The 768-nt window shown below is 71.5% G+C and carries 1 protein-coding gene; it reads right to left on the bottom strand.

What is annotated here, in order from left to right:
• Positions 1-474, bottom strand: a 474-nt coding sequence (locus ACIKT0_RS19415) for a DMT family transporter (RefSeq protein ID WP_407106902.1), incomplete at its 3' end; no start/stop codon positions are given.
• Between the last annotated feature and the right edge of the window lie 294 nt (positions 475-768).

The following is a 768-nucleotide window of genomic DNA, read 5'->3' as shown; positions in this document are numbered from 1 at the left end:
GGCCGCGAGGGCGAAGAGGTCGCCGAGATTGACCCCGCCGCCTCCGCCGCCGCCCGGCCCGAGGATCACCAGCAGGCCCGCGAAGCCGAGCGCGAGCTCGAGGCCGCGCGTCACGCCGATCGGCCTGCGGAGGACGAGGAACTCGATCAGCGTGGTCCAAGCCGGCGCGAGGTAGAACAGCAGCGTGGCGCGCGCGACGGTCGTGATCGTGACGCCGAGATAGTAGCAAGTCATCGCGACGCCGCCGGTCAGCCCGATCCAGCCGAGCGCGCGCCAGTGGCCGGCCAGCCGGCTGCGCGCGCGCCAGATCAGCGGCGCGAGCGCGAGCGACAGCACGCCGAACATCACCACCACGGCCCAGTCGGGGTCGAGCCCGCGCTCCTGAAGGACCCGCATCGGGTACCAGGCGGTTCCCCAGAACAGCGTCGAAAGCGCCACCGCGAGCGTGGGCGACATCAGGCGTCCGGCCCGCATTTCCGCTGATCCCCGTCAATCCAGGCGCGCCTCTTGGCACGCCGCCAAGCCCAAGTCGACGGGCGCCAAGGCCGCGCAGCGGCGCGGCCGGCCGGACGCGAAAGGCCGCTCCGGCAACTAATTGCTGTCCTTCGCAGGCGCAGCGCGATTGCTTGCGCGCCGTTCCGGCGGCTCCCGCGCCGGCCGGGAGACTTCCCTTGCGCCACGCGGCTTTGCGTCCCCTTTTCTCCGAAGTCTGTGCGCTCAATCAGGCGATCTGCCTCAAGCTCGCGGAGGTGCTGGGTGAGCATCTTC

Origin of the sequence: Hansschlegelia beijingensis (genome assembly GCF_045505405.1) — a bacterium.
GTDB lineage: Bacteria > Pseudomonadota > Alphaproteobacteria > Rhizobiales > Methylopilaceae > Methylopila > Methylopila beijingensis_A.
The sequence above is the reverse complement of the archived record's forward strand: the minus strand, read 5'-3'. Positions and strand labels throughout refer to the sequence as shown.